Origin of the sequence: Geothrix sp. (assembly GCF_020622065.1) — a bacterium.
Taxonomy (GTDB): domain Bacteria; phylum Acidobacteriota; class Holophagae; order Holophagales; family Holophagaceae; genus Geothrix.
The window spans coordinates 93,618-119,009 of the sequence record NZ_JAHRYQ010000001.1; the positions used below are offsets into that span (position 1 = coordinate 93,618).

A 25,392-nucleotide genomic window follows, 5' to 3' on the forward strand; every position below is an offset into this window, starting at 1 on the left:
TAGCCCCCTAGACCGGCCAGCCTCCCGCGGCCTTCAGCCCGGTCCATTCCGGCAGGCCCAGGGCCAGGTTCAGGTTCTGCACGGCCTGGGCGGCCATGCCCTTGCCGAGGTTGTCCAGGGCGACCATCACGGCGCCGTGGCCATGGCGGGCGGCGACGCCAAGGTCGGCGAAGGCACTGCCGGTGGTGGCGGCCACGCGGGGAGAGCCCTCCACGGTGCGCACGAAGAAACGGTCCCGGTAGAAGGTTTCGTAATGGGCTTTGAGGGCAGCTTCATCCATGCCTGCAGGCAGGGGGAACTGAGCCGTGGCGAAGATGCCGCGCACCATGGGCGCGCTCTGGGGGACGAAGCTGAGAGGAGCCTCCCAGCCTTCCGCCGCGAGGGTGCGCAGGACCTCGGCCTCGTGCTGGTGGCCGAGCATCTTGTAGGCGCGGAAGTCGTTGGCGCGGGTGGGGTGGTGGGCGGTGTCCGAAGGCGCCGCGCCAGACCCGCTTGATCCGGTGGCCGCGGTGACGGCGATGAAGGCGGGCTTCCACTGCGCCAGCGGCAGCAGGGCCAGCTGGAGGGCCGTGGCGAAGCAGCCGGGGTTGGCGATGCGGGTGGCACCCGTCATGCGCTCCGGCTTCCAGTCCACCAGCCCATAGATCCAGGCGGGATCCAGGCGGAAATCCGCCGAGAGGTCGATGACCGTGAGCCGGTCCGCCAGTCCGTGAGCTTCCCACGCCGCTTCGAATTCGGACCATTGCTTGCGCAGTTCGCCGTGGGGCAGGGCGGAAAAGAGCACCGGATGCGGGCTCTCGGCCAAGGCCGCCCAGTCCGGCGCGGCCTCGAAGGTGCCTTCGACGAGCCCCCGCAGGTTCGGGTGCTGGGCATGGAAGGGTTTGCCCGCATGGCTGCGGGCCGTGCCCCGGATCGTCATCACGGCCGGGTGGAGGGAGAGCCAACGCAGCAGCTCCCCCCCGCCGTAGCCCGATGCGCCGAGAATGAGGACATCAACTGGGGTCATGGGAAGTTCCGGGAAAGGGGTCCAACCACCGAGAACGGAGAGGGCGCAGAGACTGGCAAAAGGCGCCTTGATGATCTCCTCTGCGGTCTTTGTGGGCTCTGGGGTTAGAACCAGTTAGACCTTGGCCGATATCTTGGGTTCGACGAGGCCGAGCACGAACTTGCCGAGGGCATCCGCGTCGGCGCGGGCGTTGCGGGCGGGCAGGCCCAGCGTGGCCACGAACCGTTCGCCCACCCGGTTGTCCGTGGCGGGGCCGGCGATGAGATCGGCCTGGATGCCGAAGGCGGCCTTCAGGTTGGCCACACCGCCCGCGGCCCCGACGGGATCGTTGGCGCAGAGGATGAAGGTGCCGCTCAGCGCCTTCAGGTCCGGGTCCTGGAGGATGGCCTGGACACCGTATTCCCCCATGATGCCGTCGCCGGTCTCGGCCACGATGACATCCACGCCGTGGGCCGCCAGCTCCGAGAAGATGATCCGGGACACGCCCGCGGCGCTGCCCGCGTCCGTGCACACGATGCCCGCGTCCGTGAAGTCCAGGGCCACTTCCGCGCCATAGTCGCGCATGGCCAGGGCGTCGCGCATGAGCGATACCCCCGTGAGCTTGCAGGCGCCCACCCGGTAGCCCGCGCGGCTCAGCTGACGGATGACGGCGCAGGCGGCGGCGGTCTTGCCCGCGTTCATGCAGGTGCCCGCGACATAGACCACGGGGCAGTGGGCCGAGAGGCCCGTACCCTTGAGCGCACCCATGCGGATGTGGGCGGGCTGGCCAGCGCGCGACTGGAATTCCGGGAAGACCAGCACCTGGCCCAGCACCTCGAGGTCGAAGGGCTTGCCCACATCGGGATTGTGCGAGAGGCACTGGCCGATGACGCCGCCCATATTAAGCAGGTTCACGGTGTCGCCGGGTTTCAGGGCCTTGGGCATGACGCCCTCGTAGCCCTGCAGCGCGTTGCGGTGGCCCAGGGCCCCCACGAGGATGTCGCCGTCGTGCAGGGTGCTCATGCGGCCGTGGGGATCCTCCAGCTGGTTGTAGGTGCTCTTCTCGCCCTTCACCCGGCAGGCGAGGACGGAGCCCTCCTCCAGCAGGATCTCGGGAGAGAGGGTCAGCGTGCGGCCCAGCCGCAGGTTGCGGGTGACCGAGGCCAGCTTGTCGACATGGATGCGCATCATGGGAACCTCGGGTCAGTTGGACTTGGCTTTGAGGGTGAGGGTCTGCTGGACGCCGAAGACCTTGGCGAAGCCCGCGGCCTCGGCGCCGGTCCAGAGCTTGTTGGCTTCGCCGTAGGTGGCGATGCGGGGATCCATCAGCGAGTAGGGCGACTGCACGCCCTCCACCACGAAGGTCCGGGGGTGCAGGGTGAGGCGCACCTCGCCGCGGACGCGGTCCTGGCTGGATTCCAGGAAGGCCTCCAGGTCGCGGGCCAGGGGATCGAAGAAGTGCCCTTCATGGAGCAGGCTGCCGTAGAGGTTACCCAGGCTTTCCTTCCAGAAGAGCTGCTTGCCGCTGAGGACCAGCTTCTCCAGCTCCCGGTGCGCGCCGATGAGCAGGTGCGCGGCCGGGGCCTCAAAGCCCACCCGGCCCTTGATGCCGAGGATGGTGTCGCCGAGATGCACGCCGCGCCCGATGCCGTAGGGCCGGCCCATGGCGTTGAGCTGGGCGATGAGGGTGACGGGGTCCATGGCGTTGCCGTCCAGGGCCACGGGCACGCCGCCATCAAAGCTGATGGTCAATGTCTTCGGAACGAGGGATCCGATGACACCGCCCGGGAAGGCCGCTTCGGGCAGGGTGGTCCAGGCATCCAGGGTCTCGCGGCCGCCCACGCTGGTGCCCCACATGCCCTCATTGATGGAGTAGTCCTTGGTCTTTTCCGGGAACACCACGCCACGCTCGGCGCAATAGGCCATCTCCTCGGCGCGGGACAGCCCCAGATCACGGATGGGGGTCAGGATCTCGAGCTCCGGTGCCAGAGCCCGGAAGGCCACATCGAACCGCACCTGGTCGTTGCCCGCGCCCGTGGAGCCATGGGTGATGGCGGCCGCCCCCATCTCCTTGGCCAGTTCCGCCACGGCCCGGGCCTGGCAGACCCGCTCGGCCGAGACGGACAGCGGGTACATCTGGCCGCGCAGCACATTGCCGTAGACCAGGTAGCGCAGGTAGCCCTCGAAGAGACCGGCGCGGGCGTCCACCGTGGTGTGGCTCACGGCGCCCAAGCGGGGCGAGGCGGCCTCGATGCGGGCCAGCTCCTCGGGCGAGAAGCCGCCGGTGTTGACGGTGACCGTGGCCACCTCGTAGCCCTGCTCCTTGAGGTAGAGGACGCAGAAGGAGGTGTCGAGGCCGCCGGAGAAGGCGAGAACGGCGAGCTTGCTCATGGGAGATCCTTCAAGGGAAATGCGAAAGGATTCACCGCCAATACTTTGGTGGTGAATGTTTTTCAGTTCGCCCATAGCGCAGCCTCGGCCTGGGCGTGGGCCTGCCGCTTGGCCTCGATCCAGCCGCGGGCGGTGGCGAGGTCGGCGGCCAGGTCATCCAGGGCCAGGTTGCCGGCGCCGCCGAGATGGGTGGCGGTGAGGGCGGCGCGGTCGGGTGCGAAGGTGCCGTCCTGGAGCTGCTGGGCCACCTTGCGATAGGCCTCCCGGAAGGGCAGGCCCTCCTGCACGAAGACATAGGCCTGGTGGGCGGCGTAGAGGTCATCGCTGGAGGCTGCTGCGGCGGCCTCGGCCTGCACCTGGAGGGCGGGCAGGAGGGGCTTGAGCACGGCGAAGAGGTCGTCGGCGCTGCGCAGCCCGTGGACGAGGGGCTTCTTCAGCAGCTGCAGGTCGCGGTGGTAGCTGGAGGGCAGCCCCGCGGCGATCTGGTCGATGAGGCCGGCGGTGCCGCGCAGCTCCCGACAGCGGCCCCGGGCCAGCTCCACCACATCGGGGTTCTTCTTCTGGGGCATGATGCTGGACCCGGTGGTGAAGGCGTCCGGCAGCTTGAGGAAGCCGAACTCCTCGGTGCTGAAGAGCGAGACATCCCACAGGAACTTCTCGAGCACACCGCCGACGGAGGCCGCCCATTGGAGCACGGCGGTCTCATGGCGGCCCCGGCTGTTCTGGACATCGATGGGGCTGCGCTGGACCTTCGAGAAGCCCAGCAGGCGGGCGGTGAGTTCGCGGTCGATGGGCAGGGGCACGCCGAACCCGGCGGCCGATCCCAGCGGGCAGCGGTCCAGGCGGCCGTAGACGCCCTGCAGGGCCTCGAGTTCCTCCAGGAGACCCTCGGCGAAGGCCGCGCCCCAGAGACCGAAGGTGCTGGGCATGGCCCGCCGCAGGTGGGTGTAGCCCGGCAGGGGCGTGTCCTGGTGGGCGCGGGCGAAGGCGAGGAAGCCCTCGGCCAGATCGGCCACGCGGAGGCCGAGGGTCACCAGAGCGTTCCGCAAGTAGAGGCGCAGGGCCAGGATCACCTGGTCGTTCCGGGACCGGCCCAGGTGGATGCGGGCGCCCGCGAGTCCCAGGTTGCGCGTGAGGTCGGCCTCGATGGCCGTGTGGCCGTCCTCCATGTGGGGCGGGATGGGGAAGGCCCCCTGGCGGGCCAGGTTGGCGATGCGCCGCAGGCCCCGCACCAGGGAGACGGCATCGGCCTCGGGGATGAGTCCCTGGGCCGCCAGCATCTTCGCGTGCGCGGCGCTGCCCAGGGCATCCCAGGCCAGGAGGGACAGGTCCGTGTCGGGATCTTCACCGACGGTGAAGCGGTGGATGGCCGCGTCCAGGGGCAGGTCCTTGGCCCAGAGGGTGGTGGCTTCAGGCCTCATGGGCACCTGCCTCAGGGTTGGTCATGTGCATCTTGAAGAAGGCGGGCACCAGCGCGGTGTAGAAGGCCGCGCCGGACTCGAGTTCGGGAAGGGTCAAGTATTCGTTGGGTCGGTGGCTGCGGAAGGTGTCGCCGGGCCCCGCCTTCACGGCTGGGATGTGGCCGAGGAAGGCCCAGTCCGAGGTCGTGCCCGAGCCCACGGGCCCCGCTTTGCCGGCGGCTTGCAGGGCCGCGCGGACGATGGGGTGGTTGGGGTCGGTGCCCTTGGGGAGGTAGCGCTTGGAGTGCAGGGTCACTTCGCTTTCCAGCTGCCGCTGGAAGTCGGCGGCCAGCTCGTCGTGGTCCTGGTCGGGGCCCGTGCGAAGGTCGATGAAGAACTCGCAGGCGTCCGGCACCTGGTTGCGCCGCAACCCGCCCTGGATCTGCGTGACCTGGGCCTTCTGGGATCCCAGCAGCGGGTGGGGCGGGAAGTCCATGGCGGCGATCCTGGAGATGTCCCGGGCCGCCTTGTGGATGGCGTTTTCGGCGCCCAGCATCTGGGCGTGGGCCACATGGCCGCTCTGGCCCCGGGCCGTGCACTTCAGCACCAGCAGGCCCCGCTGGGCGGCGCAGATGCGCAGACCCGTGGGTTCGCCCACCACGGCACCGTCGAGGGGGCCCAGCTGATCGAGGATGGTGGCGATGCCCTGGCCGCCGGTTTCCTCTTCGGCGCTGAGGGCCACCACGACTTCGCCCTCCAGCGGCTGTTTCGCAAGTTCGAAGGCCGCCAGCAGGATGGCCGCCACGCAGCCCTTGGCATCGTTGGCGCCCAGGCCCTGGAGCCGTGGGCCGTGCCAGACGGGCGTGAAGGGATCACCCTCCCAGCCGGCGCTGGGGGGCACCGTGTCGAGGTGCGAGTTGAGCAGCAGGCGCGACCCGCCCGGCTTTCCGAAAGTGAACCAGAGGTTGTTCCCCTGCCGGTGGACCTCGAAACCCTGCGCCGCGACCAGGCTCTGCACCAGGTCGGCCAGGGGGCCCTCCTCGCCGGACACGCTGGGCGTGCCGACCAGGAGCGTCAGCAGTTCGGCGGGGCTCATGGCTTGGCTCCGCCGGCGGCAGGCGCCGCCAAAGATCCAGTGGCAGGCTGGGCGGCGACGATCATCGTCCCGCTGCCCTCGTTGGTGAAGACTTCCGCCAGCAGGGCGTCCGGCGCGAGGCCGCTGACCAGGTGGACGCTGGGGACGCCGCCCTGGATGGCCGCCTTCACCGCCGCCGCCTTGGGGCGCATGCCGCCGCTGATGATGCCCTTGGCCTCGAAGGCGGCGAGCTGGTCCAGCGTGGCATGGGGAATGAGGGAGGAGGCCTTGGCGACATCCTTCAGCAGGCCCGGCACGGAAAGCAGGAAGAAGAGCTTCTCGGCGCCCAGAGCCGAGGCCAGGCTCGATGCGATGGTGTCGGCATTGGTGTTGTAGATGGCGCCGTCTTCGCCGCCGGACAGGGGCGCCACCACGGGCACGAACCCGCCGTCCAGCAGATGGCTGAGGACATGGGGATCCACGGCGTCGATGTCACCCACCAGGCCGAAGTCCACCAGCTGGGGCTCGGTGGCGCCGTCCGGCACCACGGCCACCGGGGGCCGCTTGCTGGCTTTCAGCAGACCGGCGTCAAGACCCGTGAGGCCCACGGCGGGCACGCCCGCGGCCTGCAGATCCGCCAGGAGGTCCATGTGGACCTGGCCCGCAAAGACCATCTTGGCGGCATCCAGCACCTCGGGGCTCGTCACGCGGCGCCCCGCCACCTTCTGCACGGGGATGTGCATGGCCTTGCAGACGGCATCCAGCTCGGCCCCGCCCCCGTGCACCACCACCACGCGGATGGAGAAGGACCAGAGCAGGGCGATCTGCTCACAGAGGGCCTTGCGGATCTTGGGTTCCGTCAGCACCTCGCCGCCCACCTTCACCACGAAGGTCTTGCCGCGGAACAGGCGGACATATCGGGAGGCTTCCTTGAGGGCGGCGTAGGGATTGGGGGAAAGGGGCATCACAACCTCGGGAATCGATGACTGAAGACTGAAGACTCAGGACTGCGACAGCAGGGAGTGGATGGTGGCCCGCTGCACATGGAAGCGGTTCTCGGCCTCATCCACGACGCGGCTCCAGGGCCCGTCGAGGACGCTGTCGTGGACTTCCAGGTTGCGGCGCACGGGCAGGCAGTGGATGAAGATGGCCTCCTTCGAGGCCTTCCGCAGGTGGGCAGCGGTGGGCATCCAGGCCGCCAGATCGGCCATGGGGGCCGCCTCGATTCCGGAGCTGGTGGAGGGGCCCCAGGCCTTGGCATAGACGGCGGCGCTGCCCTCCAGGGCGGCATCCTGGTCGTTCGTGTAGGTGATCTTCCCGCCGGTGACCGCGGCATAGGCCTCGGCCTCGGCGCGGACCTCCGGCGCCAGCTCGTAGCCCTTGGGGTGGGCCACGCGGATCTCGGCCCCGCAGGCCGCGGCCGTCAGGAGGAAGGAGTTGGGCACCGCCTTGGGCAGGGGCTTGATGTGGGGCGCCCAGGTGAGGGTGACGGGCACCTTCGTGCTGCCGTGGGTCTCCTGGATGGTGAGCAGGTCCGCCAGGCCCTGATGGGGATGTTCCCGGGCGCTCTCCATGCTCAGCACGGGCACCGTGGAGAAGCGCCGGAAGGCGTTGATGACGGGATCGGTCTCATCCACCGCATCGCCCTCGCCGCCGCTGAAGGTGCGCACGGCCAGCAGGTCGGCGTAGCGGCCCAGCACGGGCACGCCCTCGCGCACATGTTCCGCCCGGTCCCCATTCATGATGGCGCCGTCGCGGTCCTCCAGCTTCCAGGTGCCCGCGCCCACTTCCAGCACGATGGCGTGGCCGCCGTGGCGCAGCATGGCGGCCTCGAAACTGGCCCGGGTGCGCAGGCTGGGGTTGAAGAAGACCATGCCCAGGATGCGGTCCGTGAAGATGGCGCCGGGCCGCTCGCGCTTCCAGGTCGCGGCCTTGGCGAGGATCTGCTGGACCCCTTCAGGCCCGAGGTCCGAGATGCGGGTGAAGTGCTTCATGGTTGCTCCCAGGGTTCAGGGCTTGGCGAAGGCATGGATGGCGGTGATGAGGGCGATGAGGGCTTCTCCGCTGATGTTGAGGGGCGGCATGAGGCGCAGCACCGTGGGGTCGCCCGAGCCGCCCACGAGGATGCGGCGGGCCAGCAGGTGCTTCTTGAGGGCGGCGGCGTGGGGGCTGCGGAGGCCCAGCAGCAGGCCTTCTCCGAGCACCTCTGTCACCACGGAGCCCTTCAGCTCCTGCCGCAGGCGCGCGGCGGCGGCCGTGGCGTTCTTCATCAGGCCCTCGTCCTCGATCACGCTCAGCGTGGCGATCAGGGCGGCGCAGGCCAGGGGGCCTCCACCGAAGGTGCTGCCCAGATCTCCGCCCTTGAGCCTCGATGCCACGGCGGCCGTCATGAGCAGGGCACCCATGGGCACGCCGGACGCGAGGCCTTTGGCAGAGGTGATGAGGTCGGGGCGGGCGCCGTAGAACTGGGCGGCGAATGGGGTGCCGAGGCGACCCATGCCGGTCTGCACTTCGTCGAAGATGAGCAGGGTGCCGGCCGCATCGCACTTGGCCCGGAGGGCCCAGAACCAGTCAGCGGCCGCGGTCTTCACGCCCGCCATGCTCTGGATGGGCTCGAGGATGACGCCGGCGATGTCCGAGAAATCGGCCGCTTCGAGCGCGGCGAGATCCCCGAAGGGCAGGCGCAGGCAGGGCACAAGCTGATCGGCAAAGGGCGCGGTGATCTTCGGATCGTCCGTGACGGACAGGGCCAGGAGGGTGCGCCCATGCCAGCCGCCCTCGAAGGCCGCCAGCTTCTTCCGGCCCGTGAGGAGCAGCGCCATCTTCAGGGCGTTCTCGTTGGCCTCGGCGCCGCTGTTGCAGAAGAAGACGGAATCCATGCCGGCGAACGCGGTGATCTGCGCGGCGGCCGCGTCCCGCACCGGCAGGGCCGCCGCGGCTGAATAGAAGAGCAGTGAGGCGGCCTGATCGGCCACGGCCTTCACGACGGCGGGGTGGCTGTGACCCGTGGCGCAGACGCAGTGGCCGCCGTAGAAGTCCCACCAGGCCTGCCCCTGGTCGTCGAAGACCCGGTCGCCCTCGCCCCGGATCAGGAGGAAGGGATAGGGGGCGTAGGTGGGGAGCAGGGCGGGGACTGAAACGGGGGTGGTCATGCGGGAATCCTGTGCATATGCGCGCATGGGGTGTGCATATCCAAACACTCGAATGCATAATATGCAAGATTCGCAAATTTGAATCAAGCATTATTTCCATGAATTTCAGAAACATGTTTGTGAAGAGCTTGCAAATCCATGCAATTTCATGCAATCTTCATGCATGGACTTGGACCAGCTCATCCTCCGGCTCCTGGAGGCCCACCCCATCGCGGATCAGACGGACCTGCTGCTGCGGCTGTCCGCCGAGGGCCACGACCTCACGCAGTCCACCCTGTCCCGCCGCCTGAAGCGGCTGGGGATCCTCAAGGTCCAGGGCCGCTACCGCCGGGTGGAGGGCTCCGCCCAGATCCTGCCGGAGGTCACCCTCACCGAGGTGCCGCCCAACCTGCTGGTGCTGCGCACGGCCCCCGGCTTCGCCCAGGCCCTGGGGCTCACCCTCGATGCCGAACCTGTTCCCGGGCAGATGGGCACCCTCGCCGGCGACGACACGGTGTTCGTGGCGGTCCTGCCGGAGCGCCTGGCCGAGGTGAAGGCGCATCTGGCGCAGGTGCTGGCGGCGCGCTAGGCTTCGGCCTCCATCAGGATCCAGAGGCTCCGGCCCAGCAGGCCGAGGCTGAACAAGGGCGGGAGCACCAGGAGCGGGGCCTGGAGGACCGTGGCCCAGCCCCCGGGAGGCCAACCGGACCCAAGGCCTGCGGCTCCTGCGGCAGCAGCCAGCATCCAGGTCCCCCGCTCGATGCGGCGCACCAGATTCACATGGTCCTGGCGCCGGGCCAGCCAAGCCCTCAACTGCAGGAACTCGGGGGTCCAACGGACAGCCGTGAGCTGGATCTCCTCACGGCCCCAGGCCTCCACTCGCTGGGCCAGCGGATCGGATGTAGGTCGATTCATGCTCCACCTCCCATGAAGGGGCTTTCGAGTGCCACGAGGATTCCCTGCATGCGCTGGCGGGCCCGGTGGAGCAGCACCTTCACGCTGCCCTGGCGCAAGCCCAAGGCCCGGGCGAGTTCAGCGTGGTCCAGGCCTTCCACATAGGCCAGCCAGAGGAGGCTGCGCTGGCGTGGGCTGAGGCCTGAGAAGCCACGGGCCACCAGTTGCCTTTCCTGGGCTTGAAGGTCCGCGGGGGGCTCCAGGGAGGCTGGTTCCGCAGGCCCTGCCTCGTCACCTTCGTCGGGGCCCCAAGGCCACCACTGGAGGCAGCGGTGCCGCCTCCAGTGGTCCCGCAGCAGGCGCGTGGCGGTCGTGAGGAGCCAGCCGCGCAGGGCCTCGGGGCGGAGATCCCGGGGGGAGGCATTCAGCAAGCGCACATAGGCCTCCTGAAGCACCTCTTCCGCCAGGTCCGGATTTCCCGAGACCCGTACCAGGTACGCCAGAAGGGGCGCACGGGAGGTCTCGAAACAGGTCTTGAAGGCAGAGGGGTCCATCCGGGATCAGGGTTTGGGTTCCGGCCTCGCGCCCCGGTGGGCCAGGAGGGCGGCGAGGGCACCGCCGAGGATGAGGGCCGATCCCAGCCAGATGCCGATCTGGCCCCACTGGGCGAAGGTCAGGGCCCGCCTCCAGGCCTCCGTCTCGTTGAGGGTCAGGTTGGCCGCCCTCCAGTTCATGGCGATGTAGTAGGTCGACCGGAGCCCGAGGCCCAAGAAGAGGGAGGCCAGGCCCGTCTGGATGAGCAGGAGCCCTTCCCGCCGGGGCCGGGGGGCCAGGAGCGGGGCGGGCGCTGGCGGGCCGAGAAGGGTCTGGCCCACCTCGGTGGCGGCGAAGTCCAGAAGGGCCTGGTGCGATTCGAAGCTCTCCAGAAGATGGTTGCGGCCCAGGAGGTGGAGCCGGTGCAGCTCCATCTGGCGCTGGGCGCGCTGGGCCCAGAGCCAGGCCAGAAAGCCCATGAAGCAGAGGGTTGCGACGATCTGGAGGGTTTCGTAGAGCAGGTGCAGCATGGGGATCCTTCCCGGGAATTGGCCCGTCCCCATGCAGACATCCGGAGGGGTGGACCGGTTAACAGGATTGAACCCGGCCCGGGAACTGGCAACGATGCCCGCCTGCCTCCCCCGGCCTTTCACGGCTCCCGGGCGCCTGCCGTAGACTGGACGCTCCTCGGGAGCTTTCATGGATCGGTTCGGGAGTTCGAAGCTGCGCATCGGCTGGACGCTGGTCTGCCTGTTCCTCGCGGGGCTGGTGGCCATGGGCGTCCGGGGACAGCAGGGGCCGGAAGGCTCGCAGATCATCGCCTTCGGGACGCAGGTGCCCCTGGGCGCGGACTCGCTGAGGTCCTATGTTCTGGGCAACCTCCAGGGCGTGATGTACTGGGTGGTGTCGCTGGTGGTGCTGCTGGGCGCCTTCGGCCCCGTGAGCCAGTGGACGGCGGCCGCGGCGCGGGGGGAGCGCCTCAAGGGCTTCTTTGCGGGCACGGGCCTGGGGTTCGTCCACGGGCTGTTCCTGTCCCAGGTGGCGCTGATCCCGGTGTGGGTCCTGAGCTGGCGCCTCATCGGCGAAGCCTGGCCGCCGGAGTTGCTGCGGGCGGACCTGCACGGCCTGCTGCTGGGTCTCCAGATGCTGCTGTGGGCGGTGCTGCTCTCGCGGCTGCTGAAGTCCAGCGCGGGCTTGGCCCTGCTGCTCACGCTGCTGCTCCGCGAGCTGGGACCGAAGCTGAGCTTCTTCCTGGATTTCGGCCAGGATCTGGGCTGGAGCACCGGCCAGGTGAAGGTGCTGGAGGTCTTCGTCCGCCTGCTGCCCATGGCCCAGCTGCCGTCGGATCCCTTCTCCCCGCTGGCCCTGCCCCTTTCCATCGGTGGCCCGCTGGTGCTGGGGGCGCTGGCCATGATGCTTCCCGTGGGCGGTGGGCGGAAGTAGCTCGGTGCGCCGCAGCCTCGGGCTCCTTCTCCCGGCGCTCCTCGTGGCGCAGAGCGCCCAGGATCCGGCGGAGCTGCGCCAGAAGCTGGCGGCGATCCAGGGCCGGCTGGGACAGGTGGACCGGCAGCTGGAGGTCCTGAAGAAGCGACGCAAGGGCGTGCTGGTGGAGATCCAGGGCATCTCCCTGCAGCGGGACCGGGCCAAAGCCCAGGTGGAGGGCGCCCGGCTGCGCCGGGACCAGGCCCAGAGCGAAGTCCAGACCATCAGCCGGGAACAGACGCGCATCCAGGGCGAGGTGCTGAAGCTCCAGGGTGACCTGCGCAAACAGGTGCGGTGGATGCAGGCCCTGGGACCCATGGGGGACCTGGGGTTCTATTCGACCTTCCGGGACCTGGAGGCGTGGCTGGTGGAAGGCCGCATGCTGGCCTGGGTGCGCCTGCAGGAGCGCAAGCGTCTGGACCACATCCATCGCCTGCAGGGTGACCTCAGCGCCAAGGAAAAGGCCCTTAAGGAGGTCCTGACGCGCCTGGCCAGCGAGGAGCGCGAGGCCGCCCAGCTCCAGGCCGCCCTGCGGCTCCAGGAGGAGAAGCTCAACGGTTTTCTCGACGGCCTGCAGAAGGACGAGGTCGCCCAGAAACAGGCCCAGGCCGAGCTGGCGGAAGAGGCCGTGCAGCTGGAGCGCCTGCTGGCCGGCCTGCTGGCCAAGCCCAAGGGCGAGGCCTTCGAGGCGGCCGTGGCCTTCGCCAACCTTCGCGGGGAGTTGCCGCAGCCCGTGGAAGGGACCCTGGCCCAGGGGTTCGGCGAGCACCTGCATCCCCGGTTCCGCACCAAGACCCTGCAGAGCGGCCTGCTCATCGCGGCCAACGGCGGCGCCCCGGTGAACGCGGTGGCCGATGGCAAGGTGGCCTTCGCCGACTACTACCAGAGCTACGGGCCCATGGTGATCCTCGACCACGGCGGCGGCTGGTTCAGCCTCTACACCCACCTCCTGGGCCTCCAGGTCGCCAAGGGCCAGGTGCTGAAGGGCGGCGAGGCCGTGGGCGCCGTGGGCGACACCGTGGACGGCCCCCGCCTCGGATTCGAGATCCGCCACCAGGCCCAGCCCCAGGATCCGCAGAAGTGGCTGAAGAAGCGGTACCGGTAGTTAGTCCGGGGGTTCCGTGCTCGACGCGGCTCAGCCGCGCCTTGCTTTCATTCCTCTGAAGGATTCACCCAGCGCGACTTGGCCGGGGGCCTTATCGCACCACGCTGCTGGCGTTGAAGAGCGGCACATAGATGGCGAGCAGCAGGGCGAGGACGATGACGCCCATGAAGAGGATGAGCACGGGACCGATGAGGCTGGTGACCACCGTGGTGGCCTTCTCGACCTCCTGATCGAAGAAGTCGGCCACATGGTCGAGCATCTCGGGAAGGGCGCTGCTCTGCTCGCCCACCCGGACCATCTCGACGGCCAGGGGATCCAGCAGCTTCGCCTGCTCCAGAGCCTGGTGCAGGCTGCTGCCTGCGCGGACCTTGTCGGTGACCAGGCGCAGGCCGGTCTTCATGCGTTCGCTGGGGCTGGTGCGCTGCACCACCTCCAGGGCCTGCACGGCGGGCATGCCGCCGGCGAGCAGCACGCCCAGCGTGCGGGAAAAGACGCTGGAGCTGTACATGCGGTACAGGGTGCCGATCTTGGGCAGCATCAGCAGCAGCCGCTCCGCCAGCTTGCGGCCGGCCTCGGAGGCCACCATCCAGCGGATGAGCACGACGAGCCCGATCACGGCCAGGCCCTGGAGCCACAGGGTGGAGCTGATCACCTTGCCCATGCCGAGCAGCACGCGGGTGAACAGGGGCATCTCGATGTCGCCGCCGGCGTAGAACTCGGCGAAGCGGGGCAGCACCACATTGAAAATCACGCCCATGGCGAGGATCAGCACCATCACCAGGAAGGCCGGGTAGAAGAGGGCCTCGATGATGCGGCGGCGGCTGGTCTGCGCGAACTTCTGGAAGGCCAGCCACCGGGCCAGGACCTCGGGCATGGTGCCGCTGCGCTCGCCGGCCACCACATTGCTTCGGTAGACCGCCGGGAAGGTGCCGGCCTGCTCCAGGGCGTCGGAGAAGGACATGCCCTCCCGGACCAGTTCCACCACCTGGGTCAGGCTGCGGCGCAGCAGGGGATCCTTGCCGTGGCCCACCAGCAATTCCAGGGACTGGAGCAGGGGGATGCCCGCCTTCAGCAGGGCCAGCAGTTCCTGGTTGAACAGCACCAACGACTCGGTCTTCAGCTGGGCGCGGCTTCGGAAGGCCGTGTCCGTGCGGGTGATGTCCAGCGGGAAGCCGCCTTCGGCCAGCACGCGGGCCCGCAGGGCTTCGGCGCTATCGGCCTCGAAGTCCCGGGTCAGGACCTCGCCGTTGGAATGGGTGAGCCGGACCGTGAATCGCATGGGCACCTGGACAGACTTTGAGGATAGCTGGAACTCCGCCCGCCCCCCTAAGCCCAGTTCCCTGGGAAAGTAGTCTTGGTCATCACCTGGAGGCCGCGTGCCGCGCCGTTCGTTCGCCTTGCTCCCCGTTCTCGCCATCACCCTGCCCCTGACCCTGCCCCTGACCCTGCCATTGCCCCTCGTGGCCCAGGCGCTTCCTCAGGGCGCACCCGGGGCCCCCCTTCGCAGCGCGGTTCCAGAGCCCGTTTCCCTCGACCTCCGCGGGGTGGACGGCACCCAGCTGGTACCGAAGGACAACCGGGATGCCGCCCAGGCTGAGATCGTCCGCCAACGCTGGGTGCCCCTGGTCGCGGGGCTGAAGGGGGCCCCGGCGGTGCGCCTGCTGCTGCCGACGGGCGAGGGGCGGCTCCCCCTGCTGCTGGCCGCGGCCCAGGCCCTGAAGGCCCAGGCCCCGACCCAGCGGATCTATGTCGCGTTCGATCCCCAGGCGATGCCCCTGCTGGAGGAGACGGCCTGGGGCGCCGTGGACGGTGGCGCCCTGGTGGCCGCGGACCTGAATCCGGATCCGGAGGCCTGGCGGGGCCAGCTCACCCGGGCCCAGGACACCTTCCCCGGGCGCCCCTGGACCTTGTGGCTGCCCTCGGACCCCGGGCCCCTGCTCTCCGTCCTCATGGGCGATGGCGGGCGGGTGGTGGTGCCCGCGGGGGGCCCGGCCGCCCGGCTGGCGGAGGCCCTGCCGCCAGGGTTCACCGAGGTGGAAGGGGGACCGGGTGACCTGACCCTCCGGAGCCGCAAAGGCGAATCCCGGCGCTGGGTGTTCGCAGAGGGGGCCTGGTCTCCGGCCCCCCTGCCGAAGGATCGCCATGAAGTGGCCGTGACGGCCGCCGAAGCCTACGATGTGGGCGCTCTGCTGGCGAAGGTGCGGGCGACCCAACTGCGGTCCCGGGCCGCGGTGAGGACCGTGCAGGCGAAGGCCGATCTGGACCTGCACCTGCAGGGGGGCCGGGGGCCGGGCGGAGACCTGGGTTTCCGCTTCGCCTACTTCGAGACGGCCGGGGAATGGCCCGAGCTGCTGCAGAAGGAGGTGCGCTTCAATGGTGTCACCGCGAAGCTCGACGGCGAGGTGCAGCTGCCCCTCATCGAAAGCCGCCAGTCCATGTCCCTGCCCGTGGCGCTGGGCCTGACGGAGCGCTACCGTTACCGCGACGGCGGCCCGGCGAGCCCCGGACGCCGCCGATTGCGCTTCGAGCCCGTGGGGGCGGACCCCCTGCTGTACTCGGGCGAGCTGGAAGTGGACGAGGCCACGGGGCGGATCCTGATCGAGCGGCGCGAGCGGACCAACCTGCCGGGCACGGTGAAGAGCGAGCGGGAGATCCTGACTTATGGCCAGGTGGCGCCGGATGCCTGGCGGCCGACCTCGGTGCAGACTTTCGAGCGCTGGGTGAGCGCCGATGGCGTGGTGCAGGTCCAGCGGCGCTTCACCTACCGCGATTTCGAGGTGAATGGCGACGGCTTCGAGACCGCCCGCACGGCGGCGCGGACCTCCGGTTCCACCATGCTGAAGGTGACGCCGGAGGGGGCCCGCTACTTCACGCGGCAGGGCGACGGCACGCGGAAGATCGAGGAGAAGCCCAAGAGCAGCGGCCGGGCCCTGGCGGCGGTGGTGCTCGTGGATCCGGGCCTGACGCCGCCCGTGGCACCCCTGGGGGGCTTCCTCTACTTCGACTACAACGCCTTCGGCAAGGGCATCCAGCTCAACGCCCTCACGGCGATCCTCTTCAACACCGCGAGCCTGGCCATTCCGCGGGGCCTGGGCAGCTTCGATGTGAGCGCCGACGCCACGGCCCTGCTGATCAAGGGCACCGAGCGCCCGGTGGAGAAGGGGCGGCTGGCCGACAAGGATGGCGTGGGCCGGCGCTTCGGCAAGGTGGGCCTGGAGCTGGGACGCGACCTGGGGCTGGGCTTCCGCCTGGAAGGGCGGGGGGACTTCGAGTACGACGACTTCAGCGAAGGTGACAGCAAGTACCGCACCCCGGGCTACCTCCTGCCGTCTTCGGGTCTGACGCGCGTGGGCACCCTCCAGGGCTCCTGGCTCTACCGGGGTTTCCAGGTGCGGGCCTTTCATGGGTGGGGCCGCCGTCCCGATGGCACCTATGGCCTGGCGGCCGATCCCCAGTCGGTTCCGGAGGGGGGTGACTTCCGGCGCTGGGGCGGCAGCCTCGGCCTGGATCGCGAGGTGCGGCCGGGGTACTGGTTCCACGGCGAGGCCGGCTGGGCCTCGGGCCGCGCCTTCGACCGCTTCAAGGCCCTGGATGTGGGCGGTCTCGGGGGGGCCGTGCGCATCGCGGGCATCCGGGCCAACGCCATCACCGCGGATCGGCTGGTCTATGCGAAGACGGCCCTGGCCATCCCCACGGGGCCGAACCTGCGCCTCTCGGTGAGCCTCGAGCACGCCCGGGCCCGCAGCCTGGATGACCAGAAGACCTATGGCATGAGCGGCGTGGGACTCGCCGGGGACCTGCCGGGGTTCTGGCTTTTCACCGCCGTGCGCGTGGACCTGGGCCTCGGCGTCCAGAGCGACATCGCGGGGGTCAAGACCGTGAACGGCTTCATCGCGCTGCTCAGGGTGTTCTGAACGGCCTTAATCCGATGGATCTATATAAAAAATAAACACTTGGCGGTTCAACTGATCTCCTGATTGATCGGGGGCGGGCGCTACTGCAAGCATGGCTGCGGTTGGGCCCGGCAGTTGCGGGCGGTGGTCGGGAAGCTATGGTTTCGTCCTCTTGCCAAGGAGGTCCCATGCTTCGATGGCGCACCACCCTTCTACTCGCAGCCACGCTCGTCGTCACGCTCGGAGGGATGCTCATCCTGGGTTGCGGCGGCTCTTCCTCGGGTTCCGGCAGTGGAACCATGACTGTGCACCTGGTCGACGGGCCCATCTCGGGCTACCAGGAGATCAATGTCAACATCCAGACCGTGCAGATCGCCGGCAATGGCGGCTGGATCACCCTCGGTGCGCCCAACAAGACCCTGAACCTGCTCAACCTCGTGGGTGGCGTGGATGAGACGCTGGCGGCGGGCGCGACCCTGCCTGCGGGCCACTATGGGCAGATGCGCCTGATCCTGGGGCCCGGCAACACCGTGAAGCTGGCGGATGGCACCGTCCATGACCTCACCGTGCCCTCAGGCCTGCAGACGGGCATCAAGCTCATCGTGAACTTCGAGGTGGCCGCGGGTACCACGAAGGATGTGTGGATCGACTTCGATGCGGCCCACTCCATCCAGGTGGTGCAGGCGGGGATGTCGGGCCAGTATCTCCTCCGTCCCACGGTCTGGGCCTACGACAAGCTCGTCACGGGCTCCATCCGCGGGACGCTGACCGACGCCGCGACCTCGGCGGCTCTGGCTGGAGTCATGGTTCATGCCGAGACCCTCGATGGTTCGGGGAATGCGGTTCTTGCGCGCAGCACGGTGACGGATGCCGCCGGTGCCTACACCCTGGATCTGCTTCCCGTGGGCGCGACCTACTTCGTGGTGAGCCAACCCGTGACGGGGTCGGCACTCACCCTCAAGGCCTATGATGCCAAGGCCAGCGACGGTTTCGCCCTCACGGCGACGGCCCCGATGTTCACCTACAGCGCGGCCTTCACGGCCAACGCCGCCCTGGGCGGCGTGGGGGGCGGTCTCACGCCGGTCGCCACCAGCAGCCAGAGCGACCGCGTGAACCTGCTCCAGTCGCTGACCACGCCTTCGGGAAGCCACACCTTCATCGTGCAGACGACGATGGCCACCGTGGGCACGACCACGGAGACCTATGGCTTCACGACCATTCCGGTGGGCGCCTACAGCGTTCAGGCCCTTCGCTTCACCGCCAATCCCGACGGAACCACCACCCAGTCCACCTCGGCGGTCCAGACCGCCACGGTCACTTCGAGCGCGACCGCGACCGTGAACCTGGGGTTCTGAGGCCGTCCGCCCCGGATCCGGAAGGCCGCTACTTCGGGGCCTTCCGGATCTTGGCTTTCTCACGGTGCAGCACCTGGAAACGGATGGGTCCGAGCTCCAGGCGCCGGTAGGTGTGGAGCTTGGCTTTCATGATCCGGAAGGCATCGGTCATGGTGTCGCAGATGGCGAGCTCATCGGCCTTCCCCTGGATGCCGCCGCGCGCGAAGACCTCCCTGGCCTGGCCGTGGAGCCCCACGATGATGGCCTTGATCCCCTGCCGCGCCATTTCTCGGAGCACGCCCTCCATGGCCACCAGGCCCGTCACATCGGCGCTGGGAACCTGCTCCATGCGGAAGATGATGACGCGGACATCCGCGCCGATGGCCCGCATGGCGCCCATGGCGCGCTCCGCTGCCCCGAAGAAGAGGGGGCCGGCCAGGTCGTAGATCACCACGCCTTCAGGCAGGGGACCCGGCAGGGCGCGGTGGTCCGGATGGGTGACCTGGCCGCCGGACAGGCCGGCCATGCGGCGCATGAAGAGCAGTGAGGCCAGCATGATGCCCACGGTCACGGCGATCACCATGTCGAAGACGACGGTGAGGAAATAGCAGGTCAGAAGGACCGCCACATCGCTCTTGGGGGCGACCTTGAGGGTGTGGAGGAAGTGCTCGGCCTCCGACATGTTCCAGGCCACCAGCAACAGGAGCGCGGCCAGGCTGGCCATGGGCAGGAAGCGGATGAGGGGGGCCAGCAGGAGGATGGCCAGGAGGATCGTCAGGGCATGGGTCATGGCGGCGATGGGCGTGCGCCCGCCGTAACGGAAATTCGTGGCCGTCCGTGCGATGGCGCCCGTGGCGGGAATGCCGCCGAAGAAGGGCGCCAGCACATTGCCCACGCCGAGGGCCATCAACTCGGCATCGGGATCGTGGCGGGTGCGGGCCATGCCGTCGGCCACCACGGCCGACAGCAGCGACTCGATGGCGCCGAGCATGGCGACGGCGAAGGCGCTGGGCAGCAGCATCCGCAGGGTGCCCAGGTTCATCCCCAGGGGCTGACCGCCGGGGCCCGGCGCGTGCCAGGGCCACATGGGCAGGGGGGGGACCTGGGGGATGCCGTCCACCATCCGTCCGCCGATCAGGGTGTGGAACCGGGTGCCGATGGTATCCACTGAAAATCCAGGGATGAGGTGGGGAAGGCCCCAGCCGACCACCGCCGCCAGGGGCAGGGCGATGAGGGGCGCCGGGATTTTGCGCAGGGGGCGGGGCAGCCGCACCAGCCAGCGCTTGGGCAGCCTTGGGAGGAGGAGGATCGCCAGGGTGCCCAGGCCCACCAGGAACTCCCAGGGTGAGGCGGTGCCCCGGGCCTGGATCATGGCACCGAGCCGCTCGAAGAAGTGGTCGGGGTTCCCTTCGAGCTTCAGGCCGAAAAGATCCTTGAGCTGCAGGGCGGCGATCACGGTGGCGATGCCCGTGGTGAAGCCGGTGGTCACGGGGAAGGGGATGTACTCGATGAGGCGGCCCAGGCGCATGGCACCCATGCCGATGAGGATCAGGCCCGCCATGAGGCCGGACATGAGCAGCCCGGCCAGCCCGAAGCGGGCATAGAGCGGGGCGAGCACGACGATGAAGGCCGCGGTGGGCCCCGCCACCTGGATGCGCGATCCGCCCAGCAGCGCCGTGAAGAACCCGGCGACGATGGCGGTGTAGAGCCCCTGCTGGGGCGGCACGCCCACGGCGATGGCCAGGGCCATGGCCAGGGGCAGGGCCACGATGCCCACCAGGAAACCCGCGGTGAGGTCCTGCCGGAACTGCCGCCCCGAGTAGCCCTCGCTCAGAACAGCGCGCAGCGCGGCAGCGGGAAGGGCCTTCAGCGGGAGACCGTCACCTGCATCCTGGAACCGCGTTCGGGCCATGGCTCATCCTTGTGATAAAGACTCCAGCTGGAGGCGTTCGAGGACCTCGATCACCTCCGGGTCGTCGGGGCGCTCGTCTGGATCTTTCCGGCAGAGCCGTTCGATGAGGTCCACGAGTTCGGCGGGGAGATCCGGGCGGAGGGCCGCCAGGTCCGGCAGGGGGGCCCGCTGGTGCTGCTCGAGGATCTCGAAGGGGGTTTCGCCATCGAAGGGCGGGTGCCCGGCCAGCATCTCGAAGAGGATGATCCCGAAGGCGTAGCGATCGGCCGCTGAGGTCACCTGGGCCTTGAGCTGGGCCTCGGGCGCGGCGTACCGGGGCGTTCCGAGGAAGGCATAGGTGGTGGTCAGGGTATTGGAATCCACGATGCGGGAGATGCCGAAATCCATCACCTTGGCCTGATCCCCATCGAAGATCACATTGCCGGGCTTCAGGTCGCGGTGGACGATGCCCAGGCGGTGGGCATGGGCCATGGCGCCGGCGATCTGGAGCGCGATGCGGAGGAACCAGGGCAGGGTGGGAGGTCCATCCTCCCTGAGCACCTGGTCGAGGCGCCGCCCGGCGATGTATTCCATGGCGAGCCAGGGGGGGCCCGTCTCAGGTCCGGGGTCCAGCATCCGCACCAGGTTGGGATGGCTCAGCATGGCGCCCAGTTTCGCCTCCTGCCGGAAGCGGCGGAGGAACTCGGGATCATCGTGGCGATAGGGGTGGAGCAGCTTGAGGGCCACGGGCGCCTTGGTCGCGGTGTGGTGGGCGAGGTAGGTGCTGGCGAACCCGCCCCGCCCCAGCAGGCGTTCGATCCGGTAGGGGCCAAGCTGCTCCGGATCCCGGAAGGAGGAGTCGTGGAGGGTGCGGTGCCGCCGCCGGTTGATCAGGACCGCCCCGACCAGGGCCAGGAAGGCCCCGAGGGGCCAGATCCACTTCCAGGCCGGGCCCGTTTCACTGAGCACCCCGGAGGGCGCCGGAGGAGTGGGCGTGGTGGTGGGTGCCGGACCCGGTGCGGAGGGGGGGGCAGCTGCTTCGGCCGGGGTCCGGGGAGCCGCCTGGGATTTGGCGGGAGCGGGCGAGACCGCGGCGGGTGTGGGGGAGGTCGGGATGGGTGCCTGGGCTGGCAATGGCGACGGGGCCGGCATCGGCGGGGGCTCCGCAGCTGGGGCCGGGGCCGGATGGCGGGGGCCGGGAACGGGCTCTGTGGGTTGGGCTGGGGAGAGGGCCTTGGGGGGCGCGACAGCCTGATCCCTCTGGCCGATGGCGCGGGCCAAGGTCTCCCGTTCCGCTTTCGGCTCTCCGTAAAAAGCGGCCTTCTCAAGGGCTGTCCGGGCGCCGGCCGAGTCTCCGGATTCGAGGAGGCAGCGGGCCAGGTGGGTGTGGGGCGAATAGTCGGTGAGCAGGTTGTTTCCGTAGATGACCACGCGCGCCGCCGAGGCGGGCCTGAGCTCGATGGCCCGGCGGTAGGCCGCGGCAGCCGTCTTCCATTGCCCCTGGCGCTCGGCCTCGAGCCCATCCTGGTAGGCCGAATAGAAGGTGGAGTACGCCTGCGCCAGCAGCAGGGGCGCCATCCCCAGCCCCAGCACGGCACGAATCCGGGAACCCACGCTCAGTCCCCCACGAAGAGATGGCGGAGAACCCGCTCGAGCGGGTGCCGGTCGAATTGGACGATGGTGGAGACATCAAGCCGGTGCTCCCGGATGTGTTCCGTCCCCACGGACGGAGTTCCGGTCCGCGTCAGGATCTGATCCACCTCCAGGGACTGCGAGGCGCGCCGGCTGGACCAGCCGTACCGGTAGGCCACATCCACGCCGACGGCTCCCCGCTTGAAGCCGCTGCCCAGGGAGACATGGTTCATCACCCTCTGGGTGCCGGTGATCGCATCGACCACCGGCTGGGGTTCCCGGCTCAGTCCGACCCGGAGGGGGATCACGGTGCCGTCCTGGGTGATCTTCAGAAATTCGACGCCCAGGTGGACATCCGTGGCGTTCGGGGTCCGGTCCCCCTTGTCGAAATCGAAGAAGCTCTGGCCGTTGAGCCGCGGGGAGGTGGACATGTACCGGGTGGTGGACCAGAGGGTGTGGGACAGGTCCGCGGTGATCAGCCACAGGTCCGAGGGGCGGTAGGCGAAACCGAGGCCGGTCCCTGCGGGCCAGTGGAGCCCCGTGGTCATGGGCGCGCCGGTGAAGCCCCCCGAGCCGGAGCTGGTGGAGAGCTGCGTGGCGAAGGTGTAGTCGGCGTGGAACCCCGTGCGGTGGACAATCCCGAAGCTCCAGGTGGGCCAGCGCCAGATGAGCCCCAGGTTGAGGTTCTCGCCATCCATGGCATTCGTCTGGCGGAAGGCCACGGCCGCCTGGGTCGTCCCGGTGGTGCGGAGGCTGGCTGAGGCGAGATCCCAGCGTCCGCGCCACTGGTTGTAGGAGAGGCCCAGCAGGATGCGCTGGGACACTTCGTAGGCCATGGCCAGGGAGTAGAGATCGATCTGCCCGGTCTGGGTGATGTCCTGGGCCAGCTGGACCGGCAATCCGGAAGCGGTGGTGAGGGGCGATTCCGTGAGGGTCCGCTGGGTGTGGTCGGTCAGGGCGAAGGCGCGCTGGATGGACAGCTGGAGGACCAGGTTCCGGCCGCCCACCTGCAGCGGGGCGGTTGCGGAGATGAACAGGGGATCGAAGCGCGTGGAACTGACGAGGGCATCGCTCACGGCCAGGACGCGGCTCCGGCTCGAGGTCTCGAAGTCCTCGTAGCCCACGGACCGCTGGGTTCCGCGCGCCACGAAGCTCACCTCGGGATGGAGGAGCTGGGCCAGGCCGGCGGGGTTGAAGGAGACGGCGGTGGCGTCATCGGCCACCGCAATGAAGGCCCCACCCAGGCCCATGGCGCGGGCGCCGGCGCCCTGGACGGTGAAGTTGGTACGGGATTGCTCCGAAATCAAGGTCCCGATGGGGGTCTGGGCCGACAGCATGGCCCCTCCCGCACTGGCAAGGAGGCACCCGAGCAGGCTCAGAGACGGATAGCGACGGAAGGGGCTCACGCTCCCATGATGCCTGCGATCCCGGCGGGCCGGGAATCGCGAAGTCGGAGGCTGCTAATGAGACCCCGAGGCCGTGAGCACGGTCCGGATCTGCCGGGAGAGGCCGTCCATCAAGGCGTAGCGTTTGGTGTACATGGACCGCTTGTTGGGCTTGATCTCCTCGGCGGGTCTCCGGGGGAGCTTCAGGGGCAGCTCGTACCAGCCATCTGGCTGGCGCTCACCCCCGGCCTCCAGCCACAGCTCGTCGTAGTCGAAGAGGATCTTCTTGGCGGGTCCCAGGACGCGGGCCCGGGCCACATGGATGTCGTTCCCCACACCCTTCAGGCTGGCCACGCGCAGGGATCGGGCGATCTCCTGGGCCACGAAGACCATCAGGGCCTTGGGTCGGAGGCCATGCATGGCCTTGGTCGCGAGCTTGATCGTGTCCTCGTCGCCGCCCTTCCGTCCCTGGAGGGCGCCGATGCAGCAGGACCAGCCGGCCGGCAGCCGCTCGAGGGAAAAAGCGAAGGAACTGATGGCTCCGGCGATGCCTTCGATCTCGAGGAAGACGCCGATCTCGCCCTCCTTGCGGAACTGGGCGTCGGCGCGCATCCGCAAGCTCATGGTTCCCGCCTTGTCCAGGGGTATCCGAGCCAGCAGGAGGCCCTCCTCCCGGAGCATGGCCGCCTGGAATTCGCCTCCTTTGGCATTCACGAACAGGTAGGTATCGCGGATGACCGTGAAGCGCCTGGACCAGTTCCACCGGCGGGACATGTAGGTGCCCATGGGGCGGAAGGCCAGGCGGGGATTGGCCTCCACAAAGGGGCGGATGACCGGGGCATCCAGGAAGGCGAACCAGCCCTGGACGGAGGCCTCCCGGAGGACGGCCAGGGCGGCCCAGCGCAGGTGCCGCTTGACCTTCTTCCGCTCGTCGGGGCCGGTCTCGTAGGCTTGGGTGCTGTAGTGCCAAGCCTTCCGGGAGACCCTGATGTAGCTTTGGATCACGCGTAGAATCCGCGGTATCGCATGGCCTGCGCCACGCGATCGAGGGCCAGGATGTAGGCGCCGATGCGGGGATTGGTCTTGTACTTGTCGGTGGTGGCGAAGGTGGCCTGGAAGGCGTGGGTCATGTAGTCCACCAGGCGCTCGTTGACTTCGCGCTCCCGCCAGTAGAAGCCCTGGCGGTTCTGCACCCACTCGAAGTAGCTGACGGTGACGCCGCCGACATTGGCCAGGATGTCGGGCACCACGAGGACGCCGTGCTCCAGCAGGATGGGGTCAGCCTCGGGGGTGGTCGGGCCGTTGGCGCCCTCCACGATGACCTTGGCGCGCACCTGGGCGGCGTTGGCCTCGGTGATCTGGTTCTCCGACGCGGCGGGTACGAGGATGTCCACCGGGTGGGTCAGGAGGGTCTTGGGATCCAGGGGCTCGGCACCCCGGAACCCGGCGACGGTGCGGGTCTCGGCCACATGCTTGAGCAGGGCGTGGATATCCAGGCCCCGGTCGTTCTTGACAGCGCCCTGGATATCGCTGATGGCCACGACGCGGGCCCCGGCCTCATGCAGCAGCCGCGCGGCCTGGCTGCCCACATTGCCGAAGCCCTGCACGGCCACGGTGGCCCCGGCCAGGGGCTTGCCCAGGCGCTGCATGGCCTCGCGGGCGGTGATGAGGATGCCGCGGCCCGTGGCTTCGGCGCGGCCCAGGCTGCCGCCCAGACCCAGGGGCTTGCCGGTGACGACGGCGTTCTCGGTGCGGCGGACATGCATGGAATAGGTGTCGAGGACCCAGGCCATGGTCTGGGCATCGGTGCCCATGTCCGGGGCCGGCACATCGCGGTCGGGGCCGATGATGTCCATGATCTCGGCGATGTAGCGGCGGGTGAGCCGCTCCTTCTCGCCCAGGCTCAGGCGGGTGGGATCGCAGACGATGCCGCCCTTGCCGCCGCCGAAGGGCACATCCACCACGGCGCACTTCCAGGTCATCCAGGCCGCGAGGGCCTTGACTTCGTCGAGGGTGACATTGAGGTCGTAGCGGATGCCGCCCTTGGCCGGCCCGCGTGCCACATTGTGCTGAACGCGGTAGCCGGTGAAGACCTCCCAGTGCCCGTTGTCCATGAGCACGGGCAGGCTGACGATCATGGAGCGGCTGGGCGCCATGAACACCTTGAAGAGCGCATCGTCCAGTCCGTAGAGCTGGGAGGCGACCCGCAGACGGGCCTGCATGGCCTCAAAGGCGTTGGTCTGGTCGATGGGCATGGAGG

General features: G+C 69.1%; 22 protein-coding genes. 5 read left to right on the forward strand and 17 right to left on the reverse strand.

Features of this window, described 5'->3' with window-relative positions; genetic code table 11:
- Nucleotides 1–7: 7 nt before the first annotated feature.
- The 8 genes from argC to QZ647_RS00515 all read right to left on the reverse strand — a co-directional run bounded on the left by argC (nucleotide 8) and on the right by QZ647_RS00515 (nucleotide 9,003).
- Entirely contained in the window at nucleotides 8–1,006 is a 999-nt protein-coding gene (gene argC, locus QZ647_RS00480) for an N-acetyl-gamma-glutamyl-phosphate reductase (RefSeq protein ID WP_291270305.1), read from the reverse strand.
- Nucleotides 1,007–1,120: 114 nt separating this feature from the next.
- Entirely contained in the window at nucleotides 1,121–2,176 is a 1,056-nt protein-coding gene (locus tag QZ647_RS00485; protein WP_291270306.1) for a hypothetical protein, read from the reverse strand.
- Between the two features lie 12 nt (nucleotides 2,177–2,188).
- On the reverse strand, nucleotides 2,189–3,376 hold the full coding sequence (gene argG, locus QZ647_RS00490; RefSeq protein WP_291270307.1) for an argininosuccinate synthase: 1,188 nt from the start codon (nucleotides 3,374–3,376) through the stop codon (nucleotides 2,189–2,191).
- Between the two features lie 62 nt (nucleotides 3,377–3,438).
- Nucleotides 3,439–4,797, reverse strand: a complete 1,359-nt coding sequence (gene argH / locus QZ647_RS00495) for an argininosuccinate lyase (RefSeq protein WP_291270308.1) — start codon at nucleotides 4,795–4,797, stop codon at nucleotides 3,439–3,441.
- The gene (locus QZ647_RS00500; RefSeq protein WP_291270309.1) at nucleotides 4,787–5,872 is read right to left on the reverse strand and encodes a M20/M25/M40 family metallo-hydrolase; all 1,086 of its coding nucleotides are present in this window, start codon (nucleotides 5,870–5,872) and stop codon (nucleotides 4,787–4,789) included. Before QZ647_RS00500 ends, argH begins: the two co-directional genes overlap by 11 nt.
- Nucleotides 5,869–6,816 carry an acetylglutamate kinase gene (gene argB, locus QZ647_RS00505; RefSeq protein ID WP_291270310.1) on the reverse strand — a complete coding sequence of 316 codons (948 nt, stop codon included), beginning with the start codon at nucleotides 6,814–6,816 and terminating at the stop codon, nucleotides 5,869–5,871. The genes QZ647_RS00500 and argB overlap by 4 nt, the downstream gene beginning before the upstream one ends.
- A gap of 36 nt (nucleotides 6,817–6,852) precedes the next feature.
- Nucleotides 6,853–7,845, reverse strand: a complete 993-nt coding sequence (locus tag QZ647_RS00510) for an N-acetylornithine carbamoyltransferase (protein WP_291270311.1) — start codon at nucleotides 7,843–7,845, stop codon at nucleotides 6,853–6,855.
- A gap of 15 nt (nucleotides 7,846–7,860) precedes the next feature.
- The gene (locus QZ647_RS00515) at nucleotides 7,861–9,003 is read right to left on the reverse strand and encodes an aminotransferase class III-fold pyridoxal phosphate-dependent enzyme (protein WP_291270312.1); all 1,143 of its coding nucleotides are present in this window, start codon (nucleotides 9,001–9,003) and stop codon (nucleotides 7,861–7,863) included.
- Nucleotides 9,004–9,166: 163 nt separating this feature from the next.
- Between QZ647_RS00515 and QZ647_RS00520 the strand changes: the two genes are divergently transcribed.
- The gene (locus QZ647_RS00520; protein ID WP_291270313.1) at nucleotides 9,167–9,571 is read left to right on the forward strand and encodes a hypothetical protein; all 405 of its coding nucleotides are present in this window, start codon (nucleotides 9,167–9,169) and stop codon (nucleotides 9,569–9,571) included.
- On the opposite strand, the gene QZ647_RS00525 is transcribed toward QZ647_RS00520, so the two are convergent.
- Genes QZ647_RS00525 through QZ647_RS00535 form a run of 3 tightly spaced genes read right to left on the reverse strand, consistent with a single transcriptional unit; the run spans nucleotide 9,568 to nucleotide 10,940 of the window.
- The gene (locus tag QZ647_RS00525) at nucleotides 9,568–9,897 is read right to left on the reverse strand and encodes a hypothetical protein (RefSeq protein WP_291270314.1); all 330 of its coding nucleotides are present in this window, start codon (nucleotides 9,895–9,897) and stop codon (nucleotides 9,568–9,570) included. The genes QZ647_RS00520 and QZ647_RS00525 overlap by 4 nt on opposite strands.
- Nucleotides 9,894–10,430, reverse strand: coding sequence for an RNA polymerase sigma factor (locus QZ647_RS00530; protein ID WP_291270315.1), 537 nt, complete (start codon nucleotides 10,428–10,430; stop codon nucleotides 9,894–9,896). The genes QZ647_RS00525 and QZ647_RS00530 overlap by 4 nt, the downstream gene beginning before the upstream one ends.
- 6 nt (nucleotides 10,431–10,436) lie before the next feature.
- Nucleotides 10,437–10,940 (reverse strand): hypothetical protein, encoded by a 504-nt coding sequence (locus tag QZ647_RS00535; protein WP_291270316.1) that lies wholly within the window; start codon nucleotides 10,938–10,940, stop codon nucleotides 10,437–10,439.
- Between the two features lie 169 nt (nucleotides 10,941–11,109).
- On the opposite strand from QZ647_RS00535, the gene QZ647_RS00540 reads away from it, so the two are divergent.
- Together QZ647_RS00540 and QZ647_RS00545 are read left to right on the forward strand one after the other, a co-directional pair.
- Nucleotides 11,110–11,853 (forward strand): hypothetical protein, encoded by a 744-nt coding sequence (locus tag QZ647_RS00540; protein WP_291270317.1) that lies wholly within the window; start codon nucleotides 11,110–11,112, stop codon nucleotides 11,851–11,853.
- 4 nt (nucleotides 11,854–11,857) lie between these two features.
- Nucleotides 11,858–12,997, forward strand: a complete 1,140-nt coding sequence (locus tag QZ647_RS00545; protein WP_291270318.1) for a peptidoglycan DD-metalloendopeptidase family protein — start codon at nucleotides 11,858–11,860, stop codon at nucleotides 12,995–12,997.
- 91 nt (nucleotides 12,998–13,088) lie between these two features.
- On the opposite strand, the gene QZ647_RS00550 is transcribed toward QZ647_RS00545, so the two are convergent.
- A complete protein-coding gene (locus QZ647_RS00550) occupies nucleotides 13,089–14,276 on the reverse strand; it encodes a type II secretion system F family protein (RefSeq protein ID WP_291270319.1) in 1,188 nt (395 codons plus the stop codon).
- Between the two features lie 97 nt (nucleotides 14,277–14,373).
- Here QZ647_RS00550 and QZ647_RS00555 point away from each other — a divergent pair, with 97 nt between their 5' ends.
- Together QZ647_RS00555 and QZ647_RS00560 are read left to right on the forward strand one after the other, a co-directional pair.
- On the forward strand, nucleotides 14,374–16,911 hold the full coding sequence (locus tag QZ647_RS00555) for a hypothetical protein (RefSeq protein WP_291270320.1): 2,538 nt from the start codon (nucleotides 14,374–14,376) through the stop codon (nucleotides 16,909–16,911).
- A gap of 167 nt (nucleotides 16,912–17,078) precedes the next feature.
- Nucleotides 17,079–18,245, forward strand: a complete 1,167-nt coding sequence (locus QZ647_RS00560; protein ID WP_291270321.1) for a DUF4382 domain-containing protein — start codon at nucleotides 17,079–17,081, stop codon at nucleotides 18,243–18,245.
- 28 nt (nucleotides 18,246–18,273) lie between these two features.
- Here QZ647_RS00560 and dauA read toward each other — a convergent pair whose 3' ends face one another.
- From dauA to QZ647_RS00585, 5 genes are all read right to left on the reverse strand, one after another.
- Complete coding sequence (gene dauA, locus QZ647_RS00565; protein ID WP_291270322.1) at nucleotides 18,274–20,136, reverse strand: C4-dicarboxylic acid transporter DauA; 1,863 nt, start codon at nucleotides 20,134–20,136, stop codon at nucleotides 18,274–18,276.
- 3 nt (nucleotides 20,137–20,139) lie between these two features.
- A complete protein-coding gene (locus QZ647_RS00570) occupies nucleotides 20,140–21,729 on the reverse strand; it encodes a serine/threonine-protein kinase (protein WP_291270323.1) in 1,590 nt (529 codons plus the stop codon).
- Between the two features lie 2 nt (nucleotides 21,730–21,731).
- Nucleotides 21,732–23,084, reverse strand: a complete 1,353-nt coding sequence (locus QZ647_RS00575; protein WP_291270324.1) for a hypothetical protein — start codon at nucleotides 23,082–23,084, stop codon at nucleotides 21,732–21,734.
- 123 nt (nucleotides 23,085–23,207) lie between these two features.
- The gene (locus QZ647_RS00580; RefSeq protein ID WP_291270325.1) at nucleotides 23,208–24,137 is read right to left on the reverse strand and encodes a DUF535 family protein; all 930 of its coding nucleotides are present in this window, start codon (nucleotides 24,135–24,137) and stop codon (nucleotides 23,208–23,210) included.
- The gene (locus QZ647_RS00585; RefSeq protein ID WP_291270326.1) at nucleotides 24,134–25,387 is read right to left on the reverse strand and encodes a Glu/Leu/Phe/Val dehydrogenase; all 1,254 of its coding nucleotides are present in this window, start codon (nucleotides 25,385–25,387) and stop codon (nucleotides 24,134–24,136) included. Before QZ647_RS00585 ends, QZ647_RS00580 begins: the two co-directional genes overlap by 4 nt.
- Nucleotides 25,388–25,392: the final 5 nt, after the last annotated feature.

Coding starts and splice junctions, on each gene's coding strand:
- argC (WP_291270305.1), bottom strand. CDS start 1,006: ATGACCCCAGTTGATGTCCTCATTCTCGGCGCATCGGGCTACGGCGGG.
- QZ647_RS00485 (WP_291270306.1), bottom strand. CDS start 2,176: ATGATGCGCATCCATGTCGACAAGCTGGCCTCGGTCACCCGCAACCTG.
- argG (WP_291270307.1), bottom strand. CDS start 3,376: ATGAGCAAGCTCGCCGTTCTCGCCTTCTCCGGCGGCCTCGACACCTCC.
- argH (WP_291270308.1), bottom strand. CDS start 4,797: ATGAGGCCTGAAGCCACCACCCTCTGGGCCAAGGACCTGCCCCTGGAC.
- QZ647_RS00500 (WP_291270309.1), bottom strand. CDS start 5,872: ATGAGCCCCGCCGAACTGCTGACGCTCCTGGTCGGCACGCCCAGCGTG.
- argB (WP_291270310.1), bottom strand. CDS start 6,816: ATGCCCCTTTCCCCCAATCCCTACGCCGCCCTCAAGGAAGCCTCCCGA.
- QZ647_RS00510 (WP_291270311.1), bottom strand. CDS start 7,845: ATGAAGCACTTCACCCGCATCTCGGACCTCGGGCCTGAAGGGGTCCAG.
- QZ647_RS00515 (WP_291270312.1), bottom strand. CDS start 9,003: ATGACCACCCCCGTTTCAGTCCCCGCCCTGCTCCCCACCTACGCCCCC.
- QZ647_RS00520 (WP_291270313.1), top strand. CDS start 9,167: ATGGACTTGGACCAGCTCATCCTCCGGCTCCTGGAGGCCCACCCCATC.
- QZ647_RS00525 (WP_291270314.1), bottom strand. CDS start 9,897: ATGAATCGACCTACATCCGATCCGCTGGCCCAGCGAGTGGAGGCCTGG.
- QZ647_RS00530 (WP_291270315.1), bottom strand. CDS start 10,430: ATGGACCCCTCTGCCTTCAAGACCTGTTTCGAGACCTCCCGTGCGCCC.
- QZ647_RS00535 (WP_291270316.1), bottom strand. CDS start 10,940: ATGCTGCACCTGCTCTACGAAACCCTCCAGATCGTCGCAACCCTCTGC.
- QZ647_RS00540 (WP_291270317.1), top strand. CDS start 11,110: ATGGATCGGTTCGGGAGTTCGAAGCTGCGCATCGGCTGGACGCTGGTC.
- QZ647_RS00550 (WP_291270319.1), bottom strand. CDS start 14,276: ATGCGATTCACGGTCCGGCTCACCCATTCCAACGGCGAGGTCCTGACC.
- QZ647_RS00560 (WP_291270321.1), top strand. CDS start 17,079: ATGCTTCGATGGCGCACCACCCTTCTACTCGCAGCCACGCTCGTCGTC.
- dauA (WP_291270322.1), bottom strand. CDS start 20,136: ATGGCCCGAACGCGGTTCCAGGATGCAGGTGACGGTCTCCCGCTGAAG.
- QZ647_RS00575 (WP_291270324.1), bottom strand. CDS start 23,084: ATGCTGTCGGCCCAGACCCCCATCGGGACCTTGATTTCGGAGCAATCC.
- QZ647_RS00585 (WP_291270326.1), bottom strand. CDS start 25,387: ATGCCCATCGACCAGACCAACGCCTTTGAGGCCATGCAGGCCCGTCTG.